This is a genomic window from beta proteobacterium MWH-UniP1, assembly GCA_036362785.1.
Lineage (GTDB): Bacteria > Pseudomonadota > Gammaproteobacteria > Burkholderiales > Burkholderiaceae_A > Lacustribacter.
Map to the genome: position 1 here is coordinate 1 of CP143625.1, position 17,275 is coordinate 17,275.

A 17,275-nucleotide genomic window follows, 5' to 3' on the forward strand; every position below is an offset into this window, starting at 1 on the left:
CTGTGGATAACTCTTGGTCTCAGGTAAAATTCGGCCCATGGAATCCCTCTGGCAAGACTGTCTTTTGCATTTTGAACGCGAGCTGCCTAGCCAGCAGTTTCAAACCTGGTTCAAACCCCTTGAATTGCTTCGTATTGACCAAGACGGCCAATACAGCAAGGTGGTTTTGGCCGCCCCCACCCGGTTTAAGCAAGGGTGGGCCAAAAGCCAGTTCACCCAATCCCTGTCTTCTTGGTGGTCACAGACTCTGGGCACCCCAGTGGATCTCGAAATCGAGGTTTCTGGCCCAGAAGCACTTCAAGACAGCCAAACCAGTCAAAAAAACAGCCAACAAGCCGAAAACCAAAGCTTGGTGTCAGACACCCCAGAAAATACAGGGACACCCAAGTTAGCCGCCCATCAGCCGGCCAAAGCCAATCCAGACCAAGACGATGCCCAGCGGCAACAAAGTCGATTAAACGGCGACTGGACTTTCGATACCTTCGTGCCCGGTAAAGCCAATCAGCTTGCCCGCGCGGCAGCACTTCAAGTGGCCGACAATCCGGGCAAGGGTTACAACCCCCTGTTTTTGTATGGGGGCGTGGGACTCGGTAAGAGCCACTTGATTCATGCGGTCGGTAACGCCTTGCTGCAGCAAAATAAAAATGCGCGGGTCAGATACATCCATGCAGAAGCTTATGTCAGCGACGTGGTCAAGGCCTATCAAAGGAAATCTTTTGATGAATTCAAACGCTACTACCACTCTCTTGATCTGCTGTTGATTGACGATATTCAGTTTTTTGCTGGTAAACAACGCACCCAAGAAGAATTCTTCTACGCCTTTGAGGCCCTGATTGCCGCCCAAAAGCAAATCATCATTACCAGTGACACCTACCCCACCGAGCTTGGCGAAATCAATCCGAGACTGGTTACCCGATTTGCCTCTGGCCTGACGGTAGCGATTGAGCCACCCGAATTGGAAATGCGGGTAGCGATCCTGATGAAAAAAGCGGAACAAGAGAGTTTCCCATTACAGGAAGAGGAAGCTTTTTTTATTGCTAAACAACTCCGCTCTAACGTACGCGAGTTGGAAGGGGCCCTGAAAAAAATCATTGCCTATTGCGGCTTTCATCAGACCAAACCCTCTATCGAGGTGGTGAAAGAAGCCTTGAAAGACCTGTTGTCGATTCAGAAAACTTCTATTTCGGTCGAGAACATACAAAAGTCCGTGGCAGATTTCTACAACATTAAAGTCGCCGATATGTATAGCAAACGCCGGCCGGCCAACATTGCCATGCCGCGTCAGATCGCCATGTACTTGGCCAAAGAACTGACCCAGAAAAGCTTTCCCGAAATCGGTGACCTGTTTGGTGGGCGCGATCACACCACCGTTCTTCATGCAGTGAAAAAGGTATCCGAACAACGCCAGCGCAATGCCGAGCTTAACCACCAGTTACATATCTTGGAACAACAACTCAAGGGATAAATTGTGGATAACCAACAACAACCCAAGAACAACTCAGAGTGGTTGACACAACGACAAAAGGTTGTGCACAACACCAAGACCTTATTCAATTTTTATCCACAGACTTTTACAACCCGTATCACCAAAGCGGTTCTTGCATTGCGGGGCTTATGCACAGAAAAACAGGCCCTTATCTATGACTACTACTTTTTGAAAGTATAAACATCATGAATCTGATCAAAGCACAACGTGATGCGCTTTTAAAACCACTACAAACCGTTACGGGTATTGTGGAACGGCGACATACCCTACCGATTTTGTCCAATGTTCTGATTAACAAAACCGGAACACAGGTGTCATTTTGCTCAACAGACATTGAGATGCAGATCAAAACCCAGTCAGAGATGGGCTCTGGATCTGACGATCTCGCCACCACGGTAGCGGCGAGAAAACTATTAGATATCTTGCGAGCCTTATCGGATCAGCAAGAAATCTCCATGTCGTATGCCAATAAAAAGTTGGTTCTTGCACAAGGCAAATCAAAATTTAGTCTGCAAACACTTGCGGCAGAAGAGTTCCCCACGGTCACTGTTGCAGATGACTATCCTGCCAAGGTTGAATTAAGCCAAAAGGCGTTAAAGCACTTACTGCATCTTGTTCACTTTGCCATGGCGCAGCAAGATATTCGTTACTATCTCAATGGCCTATTGCTGGTGATTGATAAAGACAGTCTAAAAGCGGTTGCAACCGATGGCCACCGTTTGGCTTTTTCGGCAGTGAAATCAGGTGATGCAGGTGTCAACATTTCTAATGCGGGTGACCGGCAAGAGGTAATTTTGCCGAGAAAGGCTGTTTTGGAGTTACAACGGCTTTTGTCTGAATCTGATGAATCCGTCACCATTGAACTGGCCGCCAACCAAGCTCGTTTCCGCTTTGATCAGATTGAACTCATCTCAAAATTAATTGAAGGAAAATTCCCTGATTACCAACGTGTGATTCCTGTGGGTCACTCGAAACTGATCACACTCGATCGCGAAATCCTGTTGGGTTCTTTACAGCGTGCGGCAATTCTAACCACCGATAAATTCAAAGGCGTGCGTCTCACGTTGTCCGCTGGCTTATTGCGAGTTTCCAGCACCAACGCCGAACAAGAAGAAGCTTCTGAAGATCTAGAGGTGGATTACTCTGGAGACCCAGTGGATATTGGGTTTAATGTTCAATATCTCTTAGATGTTTTATCCAACCTCAAAAACAAGACGGTTGAAATTGCCTTGCAAGATCCAAATGCAAGTGCGCTAATCACTACCCCAGAAGATCCAGAATTTAAATATGTTGTGATGCCGATGCGGATTTAAGTTTAAAAACCACTCACCGCATCACCCCATCAAAGGAGTATTACGTTGATCTTTAGTCCGACCCAAAAGTATCAAGAGCAGCAAGATAGTGAACAGGCCCAGGGTTATGGTGCCTCCTCCATCAAGATGCTCAAAGGCCTTGAGGCAGTTAGAAAACGCCCCGGCATGTACATTGGTGACACGCATGATGGCAGTGGTCTGCACCATATGGTGTTTGAGGTGGTGGACAACGCGATTGACGAGGCTTTGGCGGGCCATTGCGACGATATTGTGATTACCATTCATACCGATAACTCCATTTCAGTAACTGACAATGGCCGTGGTATCCCAACCGATATTCACAAAGACGATGAGTTTGGTCGGTCAGCTGCTGAGATTGTGATGACTGAGCTGCATGCCGGCGGTAAGTTCGACCAAAACAGCTATAAAGTGTCTGGTGGTTTGCATGGTGTGGGTGTGTCGGTGGTTAACGCTTTATCAGACTGGTTACGACTGACTATTCGCCGTAATGGCCAAACCCATGCCATGGAATTTCGGGCAGGGGAACGCGTTGAACCCTTAAAAGTTGTTGGGCCAACAGATCGGCGCGGCACCGAGGTTCATTTCTTGGCCAGCGCGGAAATTTTTGGTGATGTCAATTTCCACTTCGATATTCTGGCCAAACGTCTGCGCGAACTAAGCTTTCTCAATAACGGCGTCAAAATTCGCCTGGTGGATCAGCGCGAGGGCAAAGAAGAAAACTTTGCGTTTTCTGGTGGTGTGCAGGGCTTTGTGCAATATATCAATCGCTCTAAAACAAACCTTCACCCAACTGTTTTTTATGTCAGTGGCGAAAAAGACAACGTTGCCGTAGAAGCCGCCCTGCAATGGAACGATAGCTACAACGAAAACGTTTTGTGCTTTACCAACAACATCCCCCAGCGTGACGGTGGTACACATTTAACGGGTCTTCGTGCCGCAATGACCCGTGTTCTGAACAAATACATCAGTGAATCTGAGCTAGCAAAAAAAGCAAAGGTCGATACCTCGGGCGATGATATGCGCGAAGGGCTGAGCTGTGTTTTATCAGTGAAGGTACCCGAGCCCAAGTTCTCTTCCCAGACCAAAGACAAGCTTGTTTCAAGTGAAGTGCGCCAGCCTGTAGAAGACGTGGTCGGCAAAGCCCTTGAAGAGTTTTTGCTGGAACACCCCAACGACGCAAAAGCAATCTGCAGCAAGATTGTGGAAGCAGCCCGTGCCCGTGAAGCGGCCCGTAAGGCCCGCGAGATGACCCGCCGTAAGGGGGTTTTAGACTCTTTTGGGTTATCTGGAAAATTAGCAGACTGCCAGGAACGAGACCCCTCCAAGGCCGAGTTGTATTTGGTCGAGGGCGATTCCGCTGGTGGCTCAGCCAAACAGGGCCGTGACCGAAAGTTTCAGGCGATCTTGCCACTAAAAGGCAAAATTCTGAATGTTGAAAAAGCACGTTTTGACAAACTGATTGCTTCTCAAGAAATCGTCACGTTGATTCAGACCTTGGGCACAGGCATTGGCAAAGACGACTACAACCCAGACAAGCTTCGCTATCATCGCATCATCATCATGACCGATGCTGATGTTGACGGTTCACACATTCGCACCCTGTTGTTGACTTTTTTCTACCGTCAAATGCGTGAGCTGGTTGAGCGTGGTTACATTTATATTGCCCAACCACCGCTTTACAAGGTCAAACACGGCAAAGAAGAGCGCTACATCAAAGATGATGCGCAGATGCAGGAATACCTATTGGCGATTGCCCTGCAAGATGCACAAATTCAAGCGCCGGCGGGGCAGCAAGAAGCCCCCAAAGATTTATCCGACTTGGCAAAGACTTATCTGCAAGCCAACAACGTGATTCAACGGCTTTCGAAAATCATTGATGAACAACTCTGCCGCGCGGTGTTGGATGGCGTGAAGCTGGATCTCTCGACCAATGAAACGGCTATTGCCACTGCTGACACATTGCAAAAATGGATGAATCAGCAGCAAGTGCAGCTTGGCGCACAAGATTCACAGCTGAAGGTTTTTGCAGAATTTAATAGTGACAAAGAAAAATGGCGCTTGAAAATAGAGCGGCCTCATCACGGCAATGTTCGGTTGACCAGTCTTGATGCAGATTTTCTAAATACCGAAGATTACAAAACACTCACGCACGCCGCTCAGACACTGAAAAGCGCCGTACCAGCCGGAACTACGGTCTCTCGCGGCAAGGGTGAGCAAGTCAAGTCCGTTCAGGTGCGTGATTTTGGTCAAGCGATGGAGTGGCTGCTTCAAGAGGCTGAGCGTGGTCTATCGAAGCAGCGGTACAAAGGTCTGGGGGAAATGAATCCAGAGCAGCTCTGGGAGACCACCATGAATATTGAGAGCAGAACTTTGTTACAGGTGAAGATTGAAGACGCCATTGCGGCAGACAGTATCTTCACCACTTTGATGGGCGAAGAGGTGGAGCCCCGCCGACAATTTATTGAAGACAATGCCTTGCGGGTTGCCAACCTAGATGTCTGATCGACCGCTCAGTTTATGAACGATTGGACACCCTGTAAAAGTTGCCCTTATGCCGGTTGACTTAACAGATCAGCTTGTCATCGCGCTTTCATCGCGGGCGCTTTTTGATTTCGAGGAAGAAAATCGAATCTTTGAGCAATCCGATGACCGGGCCTATATGCAGCTTCAGAGCGAGCGTATGCAGACACCGGCAAACCCGGGTGTTGCCTTTCCTTTGGTTCGCAAACTACTGTCGTTTAATTCCCCCGATCGGCAACGCGTAGAAATTGTGGTGTTGTCTCGAAATGATCCTGTTTCTGGTCTGCGGGTATACCACTCAGCACAGGCCCATGGGCTGCCGATTCAACGGGGAGTGTTTACACGGGGCCGATCCCCTTACCGTTACCTGAAATCACTTGGCGCCCACCTTTTTCTTTCCGCCAACGCATCGGATGTCGAACAGGCCCTGCAGGCGGGCTATCCGGCAGCTCACGTGTACCCCCACTCGGCAAAGTCTGTCGAGAACTTTCCAAATGAATTGCGGATTGCCTTTGACGGAGATGCGGTGCTGTTTAGTGACGAAGCCGAGCGCATTTATCAGCAGCAGGGGTTAGATGCCTTTGTTGCCCACGAGATTCAGCGGGCCGACACCCCACTGCCCCCTGGCCCATTTAAGCCCTTGTTGCTCGCCCTGCATCAACTTCAGCAGGACACTCGTGACAACCCCACCATGAAGCTCAGGACGGCCTTGGTCACGGCCCGCTCTGCCCCCGCCCACGAGCGGGCTGTCCGCACGCTGATGGATTGGAAGATCGAAATTGATGAGGCCATGTTCCTGGGGGGGTTAAACAAGGGCGATTTTCTAAAAGAATTCGAACCCGATTTCTTTTTTGACGATCAGACCAGGCATTGTGAATCCAGTGCCAGTGCCGGCCCGACCGGCCATGTCCGATCGGGCGTCACCAACGAACCAAAGTAGTTCTAATCTTTAGATTTCTTTGTTCCGGTTTTGCTGGCTTTGGTGGCACTTTTTTTCGCACCCGCTTTTGGTCCCGCAGCTTTGGGCGCCCTGGCCTCAAATTCAAATCCAATTTTCCCTTCCGGTGTCTTCACCAGATATGCCTTGAATTTACGCCGGGTTCTTGCGGAAACAAATCCATCGAGCAAATCGGTCTTGCCGGTGGCCAGGAGTTTTTGAACCTGCTCCGGCGAAATGGTCTGCTGCAAGATCATCATGCCGGTGCGGAAATCACAGCTTGGCCCTGGGCCCACACTTTTTTCACAGACATAAGCGTTGCCATGGACAAAGACATTCGCATTGCATTTCGGGCAAGACCCAAGGGCGGTTTGGTTACTGAAATCCACAGGCTCGTTGGCACCTTCGGCGTCAGGGCTATTGCCAAAATCAAACTCAAGTTTGTGGTCTGCTGTAATTTTTAGGCTGGCCACAAATGGTCGACCCATTTTGCTGCGAAAACCGTCGACTGGGCCGAATGTTTTTTCTGACAATAAGGTTTCGATTTCGGGCAACTCAAATGCCCGGCCGCCTGGAATTTTCGAAATAGAAAAATCACAGCTGCTGCAGGCAAATCGCCGATAGTTTTCCTTCACCACGCCCCCACATTTCGGACAGGGTGTTTTTAAGGTGGCGTAATCACCCGGGATCGTGCTGTCGGTATAGTTTTTCGCCTGATTCACAATATGCTCAGTGATCGCGGCAATTTCTTTCATGAAGGCTTCGCGAGACATCTTGCCTTCTTCAATCTGTCGAAGTTTGTATTCCCATTCGCCGGTTAACTCTGGCATCGATAACTCTTTGACATCTAGGCCACGCAACAGCGTCATCAGCTGGAAGGCTTTGGCAGTCGGAATTAATTCGCGGCCATCTCGAATCAGATATTTTTCAGCAAGCAGCCCTTCAATAATCGCGGCACGTGTGGCGGGCGTGCCCAGACCTTTGCCGGCCATGGCCTCACGAAGCTCTTCATCGTCAATGGCTTTGCCAGCACTTTCCATTGCAGAGAGCAGGGTCGCCTCACTAAAACGGGCAGGCGGCTTGGTCTTTAAGCCTTCGGCAGCAACCGGGTCGGCAATCGGCTTTTCCTTCGGGCCTACGGGCACCAACATGGCGTCACTACCGGCACTTTCACGACCATAGACGGTCATCCAGCCGGGGTTGACCAGTACCTTGCCTTCGGTCTTGAATTGGTCCGATCCGATCGTGCTGATGCGTGTCGTGACTTGAAACTCTGCTGCTGGATAAAACACCGCCAAGAAGCGCCGAACGACCAGTTCAAATATTTTTTGTTCTGGCTCGGACAGGGCTTTGGGCAAGACACCCGTTGGAATAATGGCAAAGTGGTCTGAGACCTTGGTGTTGTCGAAAATCCGTTTATTGGGTTTGATCCATTTGTTTTTCAGAATTTCTTGAGCGAACCCAGAAAAACTCGCGGCTTTGGCCAAGGCGTCAATCGTGGTCTGAACCGTCCCGATGTAGTCTTCTGGCAGGGCTTTGGAGTCGGTTCTGGGATAGGTCAGAACTTTGTGTTTTTCATACAAGGCCTGCGCAAGGCCCAGAGAGTTCTTGGCAGAAAAACCAAATCGTGCGTTGGCTTCACGCTGAAGACTGGTGAGATCAAATAATGCTGGCGCAATCTGGCTAGAAGGCTTGCTTTCTTCGGTGACGGTGGCGGGCTTGCCCTGGCAGCGCTTGGCAATCTCGTCGGCTTGTTTGGCGTCCCAAACCCGTTCAGCCTTTAGTTCGGGGTCCTGATCATTCTTTTTGAAACCGGGGGCAAACCACCGTCCCTCGTAAGGGCCTGCATTGGCCTGAAAGGTTGCGTGAATCTCAAAATAGTCTCGGGCCACGAATTTGCGAATCTTTTCTTCGCGCTCGACCACCACGGCAAGCGTTGGGGTCTGCACCCGGCCCACGGTGGTGAGAAAAAACCCACCTTCTTTTGAGTTAAAGGCGGTCATGGCTCGGGTGCCATTGATGCCAACCAGCCAATCGGCCTCGGACCGGCACCGTGCCGCATCGGCAAGCGGTGTCATGTCGTGATCGGAACGCAGCTGCGCAAAGGCGTCCCGAATCGCTGATGGCGTCATGGACTGCAGCCACAGTCGTTCAATGGGCTGCTTTGCCTTGGTGTGCTGGACGATATAGCGAAAAATCAGTTCACCCTCACGGCCCGCGTCACAGGCATTGACCAGCCGATCAATGTCCTTCTTTTTGATGAGCCTGGCCAAGGTCTTGAGTTTGGCTTCGCTCTTGGCAATCGGATTGAGATCAAAGTGCGGGGGAATCACGGGCAGGTTCGCAAATGACCATTTGCCCCTTTTGACGTCGTATTCTTCGGGGGCCGTGATCTCCAAGAGATGGCCCACAGCCGAGGCCACGACCATGTCGTCACGCTCAAACACGTCGTCATGTTTGGTGAAGCCGCCAAGTGCTTTTGCAATATCAGAGGCGACGGAGGGCTTTTCAGCGATAACCAGTGCTTTGCTCATAGGGCGCGGATCATAGGCGCACTCCATGAGAACCTGCAAACATTTTTTTATCCTGAAAACCAAAAATACCTAATAAAGTAAGTAAACACTTATGTAAAAGATCTTTGTTTAAGCCACTTTCCATCAGGTAATCTGCTAGCGAGTCCACAAAGCTCTAAAACCAACAAGGCGCCGTAGAGATCCTTTTCTGCCACACCGCTCTGTGTCGCTAAGTCGGCGACTGCCAGGGGGTAGAAATTCAAGGCCTTTAAGACCCGCTGGCTTGTCTCGTCGAGCGCCAGCTCTAGTGGCCTTTGAGAGCTGTTTTGATCAAGGCGGCCTTTTCGAGCGGGGCTGCGGGTCTTCGATAAAGGCTCCCCCATGAAAGAAACCGTCCCCGGCATTGCGTTGGCTACCTGAACGCCGAGATCTTCAAGTAGCTGCTCTGGCGATTGGGTGAGTTGGGCCCCCTGACGGATCAACGCGTTGCAGCCGATGCTTTGCATCATGTGAATGGATCCGGGCACAACGAAGACATCAATGCCGAGTTCTAAGGCATGTCGAGCGGTGATTAACGAGCCACTTTTGGGCGTTGCTTCTACAACCAGAACCGCCCGAGATAGGGCGGCAATAATCCGGTTGCGCTGAGGAAAATAACCCGGTAACGCAGGCGTGCCTGCGGGGTATTCCGTAATGAGCGCACCCCCCTGCGACACAATCTGTTCGGCAAGCGCGCGGTGTTGTGGGGGATAGATTGTTTGTAATCCGTGGCCCAGTACTGCAATTGTCTGACCTGGCCCATCCAAGGCACCCTCGTGGGCGCTGGCATCAATGCCCTGGGCCAGTCCACTGATGACAGTGAGGCCGGCTTTGGAAACAACACTGGCAAACCAGTGGGCATCGGCGAGCCCTTGGCTGCTGGCTTGGCGGCTACCAACAATGGCCAGGCCCGGATTTTGGGCCATGGTGCTGACAAGATTTTTATTGCCCCTTCCGTAGATCCGTAAAACGGCAGGGTGTGTTTGGCCCAGTGGCGTGGGAAAATCACTGGCAGAGGCGTTGAGTTCGAAAGTCTGTTGGTTGGCAAGAGAGGTCATCTGGCTAAACTAAGCCACCTGCAGGCTTTCCACTATCGACCAAATTGGCTAAGAATCTCAGCCCAAGCAAAGTGGTTGAGATGCGTAATCATCTTGGAGCAAGACGATGGCAAAGTTGAAGTTGTTGCACTACCCCGATGAGCGGCTAAGAACCGTCGCTAAGCCGGTGGCCGTGGTGGATGACCGGATTCGTGAAATTGTTCGTGACATGGCCGAGACCATGTATGCCGCGCCAGGCATTGGACTTGCGGCCACCCAGGTCAATGTGCATGAGCGCATCATTTTGATTGATACAACCGAAGAGCAAAATGACCTTCGGGTCTTGATCAACCCTGAGATTGTTGCCCACAGCTCGGATAAAAAAGTCTTCCAAGAGGGCTGTTTATCAGTACCTGGTATTTACGACGAAGTAGAGCGGCCGGATGCCATTCGAGTTCGCGCTCTGAATGAGCGTGGCGAGTCGATTGAGTTTGACGCCGATGGATTGCTCTCGGTCTGTATTCAGCACGAGATTGATCACTTAAATGGCAAAGTCTTTGTTGATTATTTGTCTCGCCTAAAACAGGGTCGCATTAAGACCAAAATGATCAAGGCCAAAGAGAGCGGCGCTTTTGACGTCGATCCGGAATTTACGCGCCGGCCGGACCGCATGGTTGAAAAAGTCTAGGTCAGGCGTAACCAATTTATGCGTCTGGTCTTTGCGGGAACGCCCGAGTTTGCTCGCCGAGCCTTAACAGCCTTGCATCAGGCTGGTCACGATATTGTGGCCGTGTTAACTCAGCCAGATCGGGTCTCCGGCCGCGGGCTGACCTTATCAATGAGCCCCGTTAAGAGTGAAGCGCTCCGGCTTGGTCTACCGGTTTTTCAGCCCCAATCTTTACGGCAGGGTAAGCCTGGCGCGCAGGAAACCAAAGAAGCTTTATCTGCACTCTCACCAGAGTTGATGGTGGTGGCTGCCTATGGATTGATTCTGCCCAAAGAGGTTCTAGCGCTTCCAAAGTTCGGCTGTCTCAACATTCATGCCTCGTTGCTGCCGCGCTGGCGGGGGGCCGCACCGATCCAGCGGGCGATCGCTGCCGGGGATTCGCAAACGGGTGTCGCACTGATGCAAATGGAAGAGGGTCTGGACACGGGACCGGTTTGGCAAGAGGAGGTCACGCCGATCTTTCCTACGGACAATTTTCAGTCGCTGCATGATCGGCTTGCCGATCTGGGCGCCAATTCTGTTGTCGATTTGTTAAAGGATTTTCCGCCAGCTGGCCGGCAGCCCACGATCCAATCCTTAGACGGCGTTGTCTATGCCCATAAGATTGGCAAAGAAGACGGCCAGATTGATTGGTCAATGACGAGTCGCCAGGTCTGTGATTTGATTCGGGCCTTTGATCCGGTGCCTGGGGCAGTGACTGGTTTTGCGGGTGAGTGTGTAAAACTCTTTGATGTCTCAGATCTTGCCGGCGGCCCGGCGGGCCAGGCCTTGAAAAACCATAGTCCCGGACAAATTATTCAGGCAGACAAAGACGGATTATTGGTGGCCTGTGGCCAGGGAGCTGTCAGAATAGGCGCCCTCCAGAGGCCTGGCGGGAAGCGGCTGGGGTTTCGGGAATTTTTAAACGGCCGACGTGTCTTATCCGGCCAACAGTTTGAGACCGTTTCCGGTTGATCTGACAAAGGAGTTTTAAGCATGGGAAATTGGCTAAAAACAGCCGTGTTGATGTCGGCTATTGTGGCCTTGTTTGGTGTCATTGGCAGCATGCTGGGCGGTCAAAGCGGCATGTTGATGGCGCTCGGCTTTGCTCTGCTCATGAATATTGGCGCGTACTGGTTTTCCGACAAGCTCGTCTTGCGGATGTACAACGCCCAGGAAGTCGATGCCTCCACAGCACCAGAGTTTTACAACATGGTGAAAGAGCTGGCAGATCGTGCGCAGATGCCGATGCCTCGTGTTTATATTATTGATGAGCAGGCCCCTAATGCGTTTGCCACGGGCCGAAACCCGGAGAACGCTGCGGTTGCTGCCACCACTGGCATTTTGCGGCTTTTGTCGGCAAAAGAAATGCGTGGTGTCATGGCCCACGAGTTGGCCCACGTGGCCCATCGCGACATTTTGATTTCCACCATTTCCGCCACCATGGCCGGTGCTATTTCTGCGCTGGCGAATTTCGCCATGTTTTTTGGTGGCCGTGATTCTTCTGGCCGCCCTGCCAATCCGGTGGTGAGCATTGCCGTGATGATTCTTGCTCCTTTGGCGGCCAGCCTGATTCAAATGGCCATTTCACGTGCCCGTGAGTTTGAAGCGGATCGTGGTGGTGCCGAAATGTCTGGCGATCCTTTGGCTTTGGCCAGCGCCTTAGAAAAAATTGATCACTACGCCCGTGGAATTCCATTTGAGGCTGCTGAGCGGCACCCAGAAACCGCCCAGATGATGATCATGAATCCGCTGTCTGGCCGCGGCATTGCTGGTTTGTTTTCCACCCATCCTGCCACCGAGGATCGCGTGGCAAGGTTACGCGATCTTGCGCGTTCGATGAATGGATAAGGCCGCTGGCTCGCGCCCCCTGTCGCAGGACATTGCTCAGGCGGCGCGAGAAATCGCGGTCATCCTAGAAAAAAACGAATCCCCACGTAACGCAAAGCTGCCCTCTGCTGTTGCTGATTTAACTTATCGGGGTCTTCGGCATTGGGGCCTTGCCCAGGTTCGCGCCAAGAGACTGGCATCCAAATTGCCAAGCACAGAGATCCTGGCCGTCTTGGCTATCGCCTGGGCCGCGCTTCGAGAACAGCTTCGCGCAGATCATGTGGTGGTCGATGAGGCGGTGGCCGCCACAAAATTCTTGGCGGGGGATCGGCAAGGTCGTAACCAAGGGGCACAAAACAAGCTTGCTGGCTTTGTAAATGCTTTGTTGAGAAAGACCCTGTCGGACCCAGCCTCTGCCAATCGCGATTTAGAGGATCCGGTCGCCAGGTGGAATGCACCCATCTGGTGGATCCAAAAAATTCAGGCGGATTATGGAAAACAGGCCCCCGCGGTGCTGGATGCCTTGGCCCACCGTGGCTCTTTGACGCTTCGGTTATCGCCTGCGGCACCCGCTATGGCCGATTACATGGCTTTGCTTGAGACGTCTGGATTCCAGGGCGTTCAGGTGGGGCCGCATGCGGTCGTTATCCGTCCTGCAAGCGCAGTCGAGCGTATCCCCGGGTTTTCTGCTGGGCAGGTCAGTGTGCAAGATGCCTCAGCCCAGTGGGGGGCCGAGATTTTTTCAGAACTAAAACCCACGAATGTCTTGGATGCGTGCGCTGCCCCGGGTGGGAAGTCGGTCGCCATGGCCCAGCATCTTTCGGCAACGATTTGGGCCATGGATCAGTCCACTCCCCGGCTGGAGCGGCTTGCCCGGGATCTACCACGGGTTCAACAGACCCTGATGGGTACCATCAAAACGATACAGGCCGACGTTTTAAAACCAAGTGGCTGGCCTGCCGGCCTGCCGGCATTTTTCGATGCAATCTTGTTGGATGCCCCGTGTTCGGCATCTGGGGTGACCCGGCGCCACCCAGAGATTGCCTGGCGGCGGGATCCGCAGGCGATCGCCCATGTGGTTGATATCCAACGCCGCATGCTGGATATTCTTTGGCGAAGACTGAAACCCGGGGGAGAATTGGTCTTCGTCACGTGTTCCGTGTTTTCAGAAGAGGGTGAAGAACAGCAACGAGCATTTCTTGAGCGGACCCCAGATGCCCAACTGATGCCGTCACCAGGACGGTGTCTGCCAATGGCAAATCTTGCGGAAGGCCAAGACCAAGATGGCTTTTTCTTTGCAAAATTTAAAAAAAGACTCGGAACAGATGATGCGACTTCTTCCAATTCTGCTGTTGTGGCTGGCCACGCTGATGTCACCAGCCCTGGCCAATGAGTCAGAGTCCATCCGTTTAAATCAACCCACCCTGTCTTTATCGCTGGAAAAAACCTGGGCTATTGATGCCAATGTCCAGGTGACACTCAGTCCGGTGTTGATTGAGGCAGTCAGTCGTGGCGTGCCGCTTTATTTTGTCGCCGAGTTTGAAATCCTTAAAAACCGGTGGTATTGGTTTGATGAGAAAGTGCTCACACAAACAAAGGTCGTGAGACTAAGCTATCACGCGGTTACCCAACAATATCGAGTGGCTGTGGGCGGCCTGCATCAGATGACGTATCCAGAGCTTGATCAGGCGTTAATGGCAGCCACCAGCATGCGTGGCTGGCAGATCGGGGACCCCGAAGGTCAGACGCTGGTCTCGGTGATGCAAGCGGTTCAGGCCAAGCCTGACGCCTATGAGCTGCGACTTCGTGTCCGCCTCGATAGCGCACAGCTGCCAAAACCACTGCAAGTCAATGCCTTGACCAATCGCGACTGGAACCTTTCGAGTGATTGGGTCCGCCCCAAAGTCGTCACCAAATCAATGTCCGAATTATCGGGAGCATTGCAATGAGCCTGGCCTTGCGCCTTGCGTTATTGATGGTGTTTGTGTTGGCGGGGGTTTTGATTCTGCTTTTGGCGGCAGCCAGCTCCAGCAGTTCGGCCTTTGATCGTTATTACCCATGGTTGATTGGCGCGAATGCGGTGGTTGCCGCCTTGATGGCTGCCCTAACGGTGGGTGTCGTGATTCGCGTCTGGCGGCGCTATCGTCAAAAAGTCTTCGGCGCACGAATCATGGTGCGTCTGGCCATTGCCTTTGCATTGATTGGGGCGGTGCCAGTGGCATTGGTGTCGTTGGTCTCGGCCCAGTTTCTGGCCAAAACGATTGATAGCTGGTTTAGTCAGGGCGTGAATGTGGCCCTGGAATCGGGTGTTGCCATGGGCAGGGCCTCTTTAGAGGCGATTCAAACCGATGCCATGTCTAAGGCCCGCCGTCTGGCCATTGCAATCGAAGAAGTGCCCCCCAGCCAGATGATTGCCAGCATTGAAAAAGTTGTGGATGGCCGCGAGGGTGTCGACGTTTTGGTGCTATCTGGGTCTGGGAGTGTTTTGGCAAGTCGAAGTGCCCAGCTCACCACGCTTGTTCCGGAGCTGCCTCCCGCCGAGGCACTCAATCGCGCCAAAGCAGCACGTCAATATGTTTCAGTCGAGCCCCAGGCGGGCGCGACAGACCGGGCCTTGCAGGTCCGGGCAATTGCCATGAGTTCTCGCGTCACAGCAATGGGGGACGAGACCCGTTTTGTTCAGTGGGTGGAGTTAATTCCTCCCGGCTTAACACGCAATATTGAAGTGTTAAACGATGGTGTTCGCGACTATCAGCAGCTTGCTTTGGGCAAACAGGGCTTAAGAAAAATCTATGGCGTGACGCTTTTACTCACCCTGCTGCTTGCTTTTTTTGGGGCCTTGCTCAGTGCGGTTTTGTTAAGCGGCTGGTTAGCGGGCCCATTGCGTCAGCTGGAGCGTGCGACCAAGGCAGTCGCTTCCGGAGACTATCGCCCCCTGCGTTTTGATCCGAAATCAACTGATGAATTAAATGTCTTGGTGGGCTCATTTAATGCCATGACCGCCCAGCTCAATGAGGCCCGAGAAATTGCTCAGAAGAGCCGGCTGCGCTTGGAAGAGTCCAATCTTTTTTTACAGCAGGTGTTGGGCCATCTTTCCGCGGGTGTGCTGGTCTTGGATGAAGCTTGGCGGCTGATCGACTTTAACGGCAGTGCTGAGCGTATCTTGGGCATGCCTTTGATCACGCAAAAAGCCGTCATGCTTTCTGAGATTCCCATTTTGGCGGCCTGTCAGGACCAGATTAGAAAAGGTTTGGCCGATCAAGAGGACATTCAATTTCAACACGAGACGAGCCGTGCAGATGGATCAGCACTGACCTTGTTGGTCAGTGGCTCTCGGCTACCGGGTAAGGCACCCCAATATGTGGTGATTTTTGATGACATTGGGGAACTCCTGTCGGCCCAGCGATCAAGGGATTTTGCTGAAATGGCCCGCCGCCTTGCCCACGAGATCAAAAATCCGTTAACTCCGATACAACTATCGGCAGAGCGCCTGCAGCGGCGTTTATTAGATCGGCTGGTCCAGGAAGATGCCGATTTGCTCAACCGTTCGACGCAAACCATTGTGGATCAGGTCACGGCCTTAAAGGCCATGGTCGATGAGTTTAGAAATTACGCACGCCTACCGGCCGCCAATCCAGAACCGGTGGAACTCAGACGTCTGTTGACTGAGATGCAGACCCTTTATGCAACAGACAAACGTATTCAATGGCCCGCCGCCCAGGGCGAATTTTGGATTTCTGTTGACCGTGCCCAGCTGATTCAGGTGATTCACAATTTGATCCAGAACGCGCAGGATGCGATTGGCGACGCCCCGCAAGCTAGCCTGAGTCTGGCCCTGGAAACTATCCCAGCGGGCCCTGGCGCGGCCCGAATTCGGCTTGCAGTGGCAGATACGGGTCCGGGAATCACGCCCGAAATCAAGACGCGTCTGTTTGAACCCTATTTCACCAGCAAGGCCAAGGGCAGTGGTTTGGGCCTTGCAATCGTGAAGAAAATTGTTGAAGAGAATCGTGGCCGGGTGAGCCTGACCAACCGGGCAGAAATCTGGCCCAACGATGGCCCTGGTGCGGTGGCCTTAGTTGAATTTGCGAAACTCGGCGATGCGTCCGACAATCTCAAAGATATGGAAAAAACCCAGCGGGCATATGGCTGACATTCTCATCGTTGATGACGAAATCGGCGTTCGTGAATTACTAAGCGAAGTCCTTCAAGATGAAGGCTATGCCGTCTCGCTTGCTGAAAACGCAGCCCAGGCGCGGGATCTTCATTCCACAAAACATCATGATCTTGTCCTCCTGGATATCTGGATGCCGGACATGGATGGTGTGTCGCTTCTGAAAGAGTGGGCAGCCCAACAACGCTTAACGGTGCCCGTCATCATGATGTCGGGGCATGCCACCATTGAGACTGCTGTCGAGGCCACCCGAATTGGCGCAATTGATTTTTTAGAAAAACCCATTGCACTCACCAAACTCTTACAAACGATTGAATCGGCACTCACCCGGCAAGCGAAAAAAGCCCTGACACCCGAGCTTTCCGCCTATGCATTAAATCAGGAGCCCGAGACCGAATACACCAATCTCGAGCCAGCCGAACCAAGCACACCCCAGCCTGAGAGCACGCCGGTACCCACGCCTTTGTCCCTGCGGGAAATTGCCCAGCAGACACTTGGCAGTATCGATGTCGATGCGCCGCTCAGAGAAGCGCGGGACGCCTTTGAGCGGGCGTATTTAATCTATCACCTTGAAAACGAAAACGGCAGCATGACTCGCGTTGCCGAAAGCACCGGTTTAGAGCGAACCCACCTTTACCGAAAGCTCAAGCAGCTGGGCATTGACAAGCGTTAATTAGCCCATTCAATTCTTCTAGGCAC

At 52.3% G+C, this 17,275-nt stretch carries 13 protein-coding genes; 11 read left to right on the plus strand and 2 right to left on the minus strand.

Translation table 11 applies throughout. The features are described from left to right. The first annotated feature begins 37 nt into the window (after positions 1-37). The 4 genes from dnaA to AOB54_00020 all read left to right on the plus strand — a co-directional run bounded on the left by dnaA (position 38) and on the right by AOB54_00020 (position 6,280). Complete coding sequence (gene dnaA / locus AOB54_00005) at positions 38-1,465, plus strand: chromosomal replication initiator protein DnaA (protein ID WVN41808.1); 1,428 nt, start codon at positions 38-40, stop codon at positions 1,463-1,465. A 206-nt stretch (positions 1,466-1,671) separates the two neighbouring features. Beyond that, positions 1,672-2,799, plus strand: coding sequence for a DNA polymerase III subunit beta (gene dnaN / locus AOB54_00010; GenBank protein ID WVN41809.1), 1,128 nt, complete (start codon positions 1,672-1,674; stop codon positions 2,797-2,799). 48 nt (positions 2,800-2,847) lie between these two features. After that, complete coding sequence (gene gyrB, locus AOB54_00015; protein WVN42833.1) at positions 2,848-5,322, plus strand: DNA topoisomerase (ATP-hydrolyzing) subunit B; 2,475 nt, start codon at positions 2,848-2,850, stop codon at positions 5,320-5,322. A 49-nt stretch (positions 5,323-5,371) separates the two neighbouring features. Beyond that, the gene (locus AOB54_00020; protein ID WVN41810.1) at positions 5,372-6,280 is read left to right on the plus strand and encodes a 5'-nucleotidase; all 909 of its coding nucleotides are present in this window, start codon (positions 5,372-5,374) and stop codon (positions 6,278-6,280) included. Positions 6,281-6,282: 2 nt separating this feature from the next. Here the strand turns inward: AOB54_00020 and AOB54_00025 are convergent, their stop codons facing one another. Together AOB54_00025 and dprA are read right to left on the minus strand one after the other, a co-directional pair. After that, positions 6,283-8,811 (minus strand): DNA topoisomerase III, encoded by a 2,529-nt coding sequence (locus AOB54_00025; protein ID WVN41811.1) that lies wholly within the window; start codon positions 8,809-8,811, stop codon positions 6,283-6,285. Positions 8,812-8,900: 89 nt separating this feature from the next. Beyond that, positions 8,901-9,887 carry a DNA-processing protein DprA gene (dprA, locus tag AOB54_00030; GenBank protein ID WVN41812.1) on the minus strand — a complete coding sequence of 329 codons (987 nt, stop codon included), beginning with the start codon at positions 9,885-9,887 and terminating at the stop codon, positions 8,901-8,903. A 106-nt stretch (positions 9,888-9,993) separates the two neighbouring features. Here dprA and def point away from each other — a divergent pair, with 106 nt between their 5' ends. Genes def through AOB54_00065 form a run of 7 tightly spaced genes read left to right on the plus strand, consistent with a single transcriptional unit; the run spans position 9,994 to position 17,249 of the window. Next, positions 9,994-10,554, plus strand: coding sequence for a peptide deformylase (gene def / locus AOB54_00035; protein ID WVN41813.1), 561 nt, complete (start codon positions 9,994-9,996; stop codon positions 10,552-10,554). 18 nt (positions 10,555-10,572) lie between these two features. Next, a complete protein-coding gene (gene fmt / locus AOB54_00040) occupies positions 10,573-11,547 on the plus strand; it encodes a methionyl-tRNA formyltransferase (GenBank protein WVN41814.1) in 975 nt (324 codons plus the stop codon). Positions 11,548-11,568: 21 nt separating this feature from the next. Continuing rightward, positions 11,569-12,423: a zinc metalloprotease HtpX gene (gene htpX, locus AOB54_00045; GenBank protein WVN41815.1), complete on the plus strand. Its 855-nt coding sequence runs from the start codon at positions 11,569-11,571 to the stop codon at positions 12,421-12,423. Then, positions 12,416-13,795, plus strand: coding sequence for a hypothetical protein (locus AOB54_00050; protein WVN41816.1), 1,380 nt, complete (start codon positions 12,416-12,418; stop codon positions 13,793-13,795). The genes htpX and AOB54_00050 overlap by 8 nt, the downstream gene beginning before the upstream one ends. Then, positions 13,728-14,351 carry a DUF4390 domain-containing protein gene (locus AOB54_00055; GenBank protein WVN41817.1) on the plus strand — a complete coding sequence of 208 codons (624 nt, stop codon included), beginning with the start codon at positions 13,728-13,730 and terminating at the stop codon, positions 14,349-14,351. Before AOB54_00050 ends, AOB54_00055 begins: the two co-directional genes overlap by 68 nt. Further along, on the plus strand, positions 14,348-16,555 hold the full coding sequence (locus AOB54_00060; protein WVN41818.1) for an ATP-binding protein: 2,208 nt from the start codon (positions 14,348-14,350) through the stop codon (positions 16,553-16,555). The genes AOB54_00055 and AOB54_00060 overlap by 4 nt, the downstream gene beginning before the upstream one ends. Beyond that, the gene (locus AOB54_00065; protein WVN41819.1) at positions 16,548-17,249 is read left to right on the plus strand and encodes a response regulator; all 702 of its coding nucleotides are present in this window, start codon (positions 16,548-16,550) and stop codon (positions 17,247-17,249) included. The genes AOB54_00060 and AOB54_00065 overlap by 8 nt, the downstream gene beginning before the upstream one ends. Positions 17,250-17,275: the final 26 nt, after the last annotated feature.

What these genes read in the sequence shown, in the direction of transcription:
- dnaA (WVN41808.1), top strand. Translation starts at nt 38, where the DNA reads ATGGAATCCCTCTGGCAAGACTGTCTTTTGCATTTTGAACGCGAGCTG.
- htpX (WVN41815.1), top strand. Translation starts at nt 11,569, where the DNA reads ATGGGAAATTGGCTAAAAACAGCCGTGTTGATGTCGGCTATTGTGGCC.
- AOB54_00050 (WVN41816.1), top strand. Translation starts at nt 12,416, where the DNA reads ATGGATAAGGCCGCTGGCTCGCGCCCCCTGTCGCAGGACATTGCTCAG.
- AOB54_00065 (WVN41819.1), top strand. Translation starts at nt 16,548, where the DNA reads ATGGCTGACATTCTCATCGTTGATGACGAAATCGGCGTTCGTGAATTA.
- AOB54_00060 (WVN41818.1), top strand. Translation starts at nt 14,348, where the DNA reads ATGAGCCTGGCCTTGCGCCTTGCGTTATTGATGGTGTTTGTGTTGGCG.
- AOB54_00025 (WVN41811.1), bottom strand. Translation starts at nt 8,811, where the DNA reads ATGAGCAAAGCACTGGTTATCGCTGAAAAGCCCTCCGTCGCCTCTGAT.
- AOB54_00020 (WVN41810.1), top strand. Translation starts at nt 5,372, where the DNA reads ATGCCGGTTGACTTAACAGATCAGCTTGTCATCGCGCTTTCATCGCGG.
- AOB54_00055 (WVN41817.1), top strand. Translation starts at nt 13,728, where the DNA reads ATGATGCGACTTCTTCCAATTCTGCTGTTGTGGCTGGCCACGCTGATG.
- dnaN (WVN41809.1), top strand. Translation starts at nt 1,672, where the DNA reads ATGAATCTGATCAAAGCACAACGTGATGCGCTTTTAAAACCACTACAA.
- def (WVN41813.1), top strand. Translation starts at nt 9,994, where the DNA reads ATGGCAAAGTTGAAGTTGTTGCACTACCCCGATGAGCGGCTAAGAACC.
- fmt (WVN41814.1), top strand. Translation starts at nt 10,573, where the DNA reads ATGCGTCTGGTCTTTGCGGGAACGCCCGAGTTTGCTCGCCGAGCCTTA.
- dprA (WVN41812.1), bottom strand. Translation starts at nt 9,887, where the DNA reads ATGACCTCTCTTGCCAACCAACAGACTTTCGAACTCAACGCCTCTGCC.